Origin of the sequence: Micromonospora sp. NPDC051296 (assembly GCF_040682255.1) — a bacterium.
In the GTDB taxonomy this organism is placed as follows: domain Bacteria; phylum Actinomycetota; class Actinomycetes; order Mycobacteriales; family Micromonosporaceae; genus Micromonospora; species Micromonospora craterilacus.
Genome location: NZ_JBFBAO010000425.1, coordinates 1 through 5,446, shown reverse-complemented (window position 1 = coordinate 5,446; position 5,446 = coordinate 1). Strand labels below are relative to the sequence as shown.

General features: G+C 71.9%; 8 protein-coding genes. 6 read left to right on the top strand and 2 right to left on the bottom strand.

The features are described from left to right. Window positions 1–575: ABC transporter permease subunit (locus tag AB0M52_RS29850; RefSeq protein ID WP_363960656.1), on the bottom strand; the 575-nt coding region annotated here is incomplete at its 3' end. Then, window positions 572–1,438 (bottom strand): ABC transporter substrate-binding protein, encoded by an 867-nt coding sequence (locus AB0M52_RS29845; RefSeq protein ID WP_363960654.1) that lies wholly within the window; start codon window positions 1,436–1,438, stop codon window positions 572–574. The genes AB0M52_RS29850 and AB0M52_RS29845, both read right to left, overlap by 4 nt. 120 nt (window positions 1,439–1,558) lie before the next feature. On the opposite strand from AB0M52_RS29845, the gene AB0M52_RS29840 reads away from it, so the two are divergent. The 6 genes from AB0M52_RS29840 to rpmI all read left to right on the top strand — a co-directional run. Further along, window positions 1,559–1,840, top strand: a complete 282-nt coding sequence (locus tag AB0M52_RS29840) for a phosphoribosyl-ATP diphosphatase (RefSeq protein WP_363960662.1) — start codon at window positions 1,559–1,561, stop codon at window positions 1,838–1,840. A 43-nt stretch (window positions 1,841–1,883) separates the two neighbouring features. Next, window positions 1,884–2,729, top strand: coding sequence for an ATP phosphoribosyltransferase (hisG, locus tag AB0M52_RS29835; protein WP_363960652.1), 846 nt, complete (start codon window positions 1,884–1,886; stop codon window positions 2,727–2,729). Then, entirely contained in the window at window positions 2,726–3,772 is a 1,047-nt protein-coding gene (locus tag AB0M52_RS29830) for a DMT family transporter (protein WP_363960650.1), read from the top strand. Before hisG ends, AB0M52_RS29830 begins: the two co-directional genes overlap by 4 nt. 68 nt (window positions 3,773–3,840) lie before the next feature. Beyond that, the gene (locus AB0M52_RS29825) at window positions 3,841–4,299 is read left to right on the top strand and encodes a PH domain-containing protein (RefSeq protein WP_363960660.1); all 459 of its coding nucleotides are present in this window, start codon (window positions 3,841–3,843) and stop codon (window positions 4,297–4,299) included. A 345-nt stretch (window positions 4,300–4,644) separates the two neighbouring features. Continuing rightward, window positions 4,645–5,280: a translation initiation factor IF-3 gene (infC, locus tag AB0M52_RS29820; protein ID WP_363960648.1), complete on the top strand. Its 636-nt coding sequence runs from the start codon at window positions 4,645–4,647 to the stop codon at window positions 5,278–5,280. A 20-nt stretch (window positions 5,281–5,300) separates the two neighbouring features. Next, window positions 5,301–5,446, top strand: a 146-nt coding sequence (rpmI, locus tag AB0M52_RS29815) for a 50S ribosomal protein L35 (protein WP_363960658.1), incomplete at its 3' end; no start/stop codon positions are given.

Here is a 5,446-nt window from a genome sequence, read left to right as displayed (position 1 = left end):
CGGTAGGTCAGGCCCAGCGAGCGGGCCGCCGCGAGCTGGCTCGGGTGCACCGACTCGATGCCGGCGCGGAACACCTCCGCCAAATAGCCGCCGTAGGTGAGCATCAGCGCCAACCCACCCAGCACCAGCACCGGCGGCATGCCCTGCAACCGCAGGCCGGGCATGCCGAGGGTGAGCACGTAGAGCACGATGATCAACGGCAGGCCGCGGAAGGTGTACGTGTAGCCGGCGGCGAGCGCCCGGATCGGGAAGAACACCGGCCCGCGCAGGGTCCGCAGGACCGCGATCAGCAGCCCGAGCAGCAGCGCCCCGATCGCGCAGCAGACCAGCAGCCGCACGTTGAGCCAGAGCCCGGTCAGCACCCGGGGCAGCGCGTCACGGGCGATCTCCGGGTCCAGGAACGACTCGCGTACCCGGTCCCAGCCGGGCGCCCCGGTCACCGCGACCGCCAGCAGCGTGCCGACCGCCGCCGTCGAGGCGGCGGCGATCAGCACGCTCAGCACGGTCTGCCGGCGTCGGTACGCGACCCGGGCCCGCTGGGCGGGCGAGGGGTCGTGGTGCAGGGCGGTGCTCACGACAGTTCGGGTGCTCCGGCGACCTGGGCGAGCCACTGCTGCTCCAGCTGCTTGAGCACGCCGTCGGCGGAGAGTTGGCCGACCGCGCCGCTGACGCAACCGGTGAGCGGGGAGTCCTTGTCCAGCAGCAACCCGAACGCCTCCGGCGTGCCCACCTGCGGCAGCTGCCCGACGATCATCGCGTCGTCGATCTCCGCGCCGGTGATGTAGAAGGCGGTGGGCAGGTCGACCACCAGCCCGTCGAGCTGGCCGTTCTGCAGGGCCTTCTTCGCGTCGTCGTTGCTGTTGTAGACCTGCGGCTCGACCGTCGGCTTCACCACGTCGGTGATCGCCTGGTAGCTGGTCGTGCCGACCTGGGCGCCGAGCTTGGCGCCGCGCAGGTCGGCCAGGGAGGTCTTGCCGTCGATCTTGGATGACTTCAGCGCGATGACCGTCTGCCGCACCAGGTAGTAGGGCGCGGAGAAGTCGACCGCCTGCTTGCGCTCCTCGGTGATGGAGAACTGGTTGATGTCGAAGTCGAAGTTCTTCGGCCCGGGCGCGATGGCGGCGTCGAACTTCACCCGTGTCCAGACGACGTCGCCCCGGGCGTAGCCGAGCTTCTCGGCCACCGCGTAGGCCACCGCCGACTCGAAGCCCTCGCCGCTGTCGGGCTTGTCGTCGACGAACCACGGCTGGTATGCCGGCTCGTCGGTGGCGATGGTGAGCTTGCCCGGGGTGTGGGTGAGCAGGTTCTCCTTGGCGCAGGCGGCGGCGCCGGTGGCGGAGGGCCTGGGGGTGGGCTCGTCCTGCGGGGCGCAGCCGGCGACCGCGAGCAGGACGGCGCCGGCGGTGGCGAGCGTGAGCGTGCGTGGGGTGCTGACCATGGCGGACAGCGTACGACCAACATCGGTGGGCGTCGAAGGGGTGTCCCACCATGTTGGTAGGGAATTCTGTTCCGCCCATCGGTCACCATCGGACCCGGTGCGCGCGGCGACCGAGGGCGACTGGGAGAATCCGTCTCCGTGAAGACGTTCGAGGAGTTGTTCGCGGAGCTGCAGGCCAAGGCCGCCGCCGGCACCCCCGGCTCGGGCACGGTCGCCGCGCTGGAGAAGGGCGTGCACTTCATCGGCAAGAAGGTCGTCGAGGAGGCGGCCGAGTCGTGGATGGCCGCCGAGCACGAGGGGCCGGAGCGTACCGCCGAGGAGATCTCCCAGCTGCTCTACCAGGTCCAGGTGCTGATGCTCGCCAGTGGTCTCGAGCTGAAGGACGTCTACCGACATCTCTGAGTGCCCCGCCGTCGACCCGATCCCGATCGAAGGAGCACTCGTCATGCTGCGTGTCGCCGTACCCAACAAGGGCGCGCTGGCCGAGTCGGCCGCCCAGATGCTGCGCGAGGCGGGCTACCGCCAGCGCAGCGACCCCAAGGACCTGGTCTGCCGGGACCAGCCCAACGATGTCGAATTCTTCTACTTGCGGCCGAAGGACATCGCCACCTACGTCGGCTCCGGTGACCTGGATGTCGGCATCACCGGCCGGGATCTGCTGATCGATTCCGGCGCCCCGGCCGAGGAGGTCGTGGACCTGAACTTCGGCCGGGCCACCTTCCGTTTCGCCGCCCGGCCGGACGACGTCGACGACGTGCGGGAACTGGGTGGGCACCGGATCGCCACCGCGTACCCGGGGCTGGTCGAGCGGCACCTGGCCGAGCTGGGTGTCAAGGCCGACGTGATCCGCCTCGACGGCGCGGTGGAGAACGCCATCCGGCTCGGCGTCGCCGACGTGGTCGCCGACGTGGTCGAGACCGGGGCCACCCTGCGGCAGGCCGGCCTGGTGGTCTTCGGGGAGCCGTTGCTGCAGTCCTCGGCGGTGCTGGTACGCCGTTCCGGCGCCGTGCCCCACCCGCAGGCCGAGCAGCTGCTGCGTCGGCTGCACGGGGTGCTGGTGGCCCGCCGTTACGTGATGCTCGCCTACGACGTGCCGGCCGGGCTGCTGGACCGGGCCAGCTCGTTGACTCCGGGCATCGAGTCGCCCACCGTCTCCCCGCTGCACCGCGAGGGCTGGGTGGCGGTGCAGGCCATGGTGCTCCGCGACGACGTGCACCGGATCATGGACGAGCTGTACGAGCTCGGCGCTCGGGCGATCCTGGTGACCAACATCCACGCCTGCCGGTTGTGAGACCGCCACCGGTAGCGGTCGCCCTCACCCTGGTCACCCTCGGCGGGGCGGCCTCGGCGGCGCAGGGTGTGGTCAACGCCGAGCTCGGGCAGCGGGTCGGCAACGCGACCCTGGGCGCGGTCGTCAACAACCTCGGCGGGACCCTGCTGATCATGGTCGGTCTGCTGGTGCTGCCGTCGATGCGCAGTGGGCTGGCCGCCCTGCGCCGGGCCCGGTTGCCCTGGTGGTCGTACCTGGGCGGGTTGGGCGGGGCGGCCATCGTGGTGCTCGGCGCGTACGCCGTCCCGGTGCTGGGGGTCGCGGTGTTCACCATCGCCCAGGTCGCCGGCGGCAGCCTCGGTGGGCTGGCGTCGGACCGGTCCGGGCTCGCCCCGGTGGGCCGGCTGCCGCTGACCACGCCCAGGATCGCCGGGGCCCTGCTCGGGGTGGCCGCCGTGGCCCTGGCCCAGACCGGCCAGCCGGTCGGTGACCTGGCCGTCGGGGTGCTCCTGCTCGCGGTGGCCGGTGGGGTCGGGGTCGCGTTGCAGGCGGCGCTGAACGGCCGGATCTCCGCCGCCGGCTCGGCCGCCGCCGGGGTCGCGGTGAACTTCTTCGTCAGTACGCCGGTGGTGCTGCTCGTCGCGGCGCTGGCCGGCGCGTTCACCGGGCCGCCGGTGGTCTGGCCGGACGGCTGGCATCTCTACGCCGGCGGGCTGCTCGGTGTCGTCATCGTGGCCAGCCTGGTGGTGGGGGTACGCGCGGCGGGCGTGCTGCGCACCGGCCTGGCCCTGGTCGCCGGGCAGCTCGGCGGTGCCCTGTTGCTGGACGTGCTGCTGCCGGGCGGGCCCGGGGCCCGGCTGCCGGTGCTGGCCGGCGCGCTGCTCACCCTGCTCGCGGTCCTGGTCGCCGGCCGCGGCCCACGATCGAGCACGCCCGCCACCTCGACCACCGGCGTCACCCCGGCGGCCAGCGTCATCCCGGCCTCCGGGACGGCTCCGGCCGGCGCCGACGTCCGTGTGGCGTCGGATGAACCGCCGGGACCGGATGGCAAACTGGTGCCATGAGTGAGCGGCGGGACGCAGGGCAGCCGAGTGCCGGCACGAGCGAGGGTGAGCGAGCGATCGGCACCGAGCTGATCCGCCTCCGACCCCGGCGCATCCGGGTGGTCTGCTGGGTCTCGGCGGCCGTGCTGGTGGTCCTGTTCGCCCTGATCGCCACCTCGTTGACCGGTCCGACCGGCAACGGGTACGGCACGTTCCAGCGCGGCGACCAGGCGGCGATGATCGGCCTCGGGCTGCTCTTCGCGCTCGGCATCCTGCTGTTCACCCGCCCCCGTGTCGAGGCCGACGCGCGGGGCGTGCGGGTCCGCAACGTGATCGGCTCGTACGAGCTGCCCTGGGAGGTCGTCCGGGGCGTCCGGTTCGACCGTGGTGCCCCGTGGGCCGCCCTGGAACTGCACGACGACGACCTGCTGCCGGTGGTCGCGCTCCAGGCCGCGGACAAGCAACTCGCCGTCGACGGGGTCCGCGCCCTGCGCCGGCTGCACCAGGCGCACCTGGCCGCACTCGCCGAAGGCGCGCCCGGCCGCTGATCCCGCCCGCACCGCCACCTGCGGGTTGTCGGTGCCCGGTTTGGGACGCGGGTTGCCGAGGGTGTAGTGTTGTCGAGTCGACCAGGCTGTCCGCACCAGCGGGCGGCCACGAAAGTGGAGCGCCTGCTCCCACCCGAGTCGCCGACTGTGGCGGCCGGGTCCGGTCCCCGGTTCCGGGCACGTCCCGGTTCCGGATGCGCGATCCTGTGATCGTGCCGACCGGTCGAGCGGGCCCTGGCATGCGCCGGGGCCTTCTGCTTTCCGGGTTGGTTCCCACCGGGAGCCGCAGGGTCGGCCACGCATGAAGATCCGACTCGAGGAGGCCCCATCAGCGTCGAACCACGCGTGAACGAGCAGATCCGGGCACGTGAGGTCCGACTGGTCGGCCCCGAGGGTGAGCAGGTGGGCATCGTCCCGCTGGAGCGCGCCCTTCAGCTGGCCGCGGACGTCGATCTGGACCTGGTCGAGGTTGCGCCGATGGCGCGCCCGCCGGTGTGCAAGCTCATGGACTTCGGCAAGTTCAAGTACGAGAGCGCACTGAAGGCGCGCGAAGCGCGGCGTAACCAGCAGCAGACCGTCATCAAGGAGATGAAGCTCCGGCCGAAGATCGACCCGCACGACTACGAGACCAAGAAGGGTCACGTGGTGCGGTTCCTCAAGGCCGGCGACAAGGTCAAGGTGACGATCATGTTCCGCGGTCGCGAGCAGAGCCGCCCGGAGCTGGGTTACCGGCTCCTGCGTCGGCTGGAGAGCGAGATCTCGGAGCTGGGGTACGTCGAGGCCGCTCCGAAGCAGGACGGTCGAAACATGATCATGGTGCTCGCGCCGCACCGCGCCACCAAGGCCGCCGCGGTCGCCGCCACGGCCTCCCGGGGCGGGGCGCCCCGGGACCGGGCTGCGGAGGGTTCCGTCGGCCCGGAGGCCGGCGAGACCGCAGCAGCCGGTGACACCGGCACCGTCGCCGACAACAGCGGCGAGTAACAGGGGAGAAGACGTTCCACATGCCGAAGATGAAGAGCCACACGGGGACGGGCAAGCGGGTCCGCGTGACCGGCAAGGGCAAGATCATGAAGCAGCAGGCCGGTCTGCGCCACAACCTGGAGAAGAAGGCCTCCACCCGTACCCGGCGGCTGACGGGCCTGGTCGA

Bases quoted from the DNA above. Each gene is read 5' to 3' on its own strand.
- hisG (WP_363960652.1), top strand. From the start codon at position 1,884: ATGCTGCGTGTCGCCGTACCCAACAAGGGCGCGCTGGCCGAGTCGGCC.
- AB0M52_RS29845 (WP_363960654.1), bottom strand. From the start codon at position 1,438: ATGGTCAGCACCCCACGCACGCTCACGCTCGCCACCGCCGGCGCCGTC.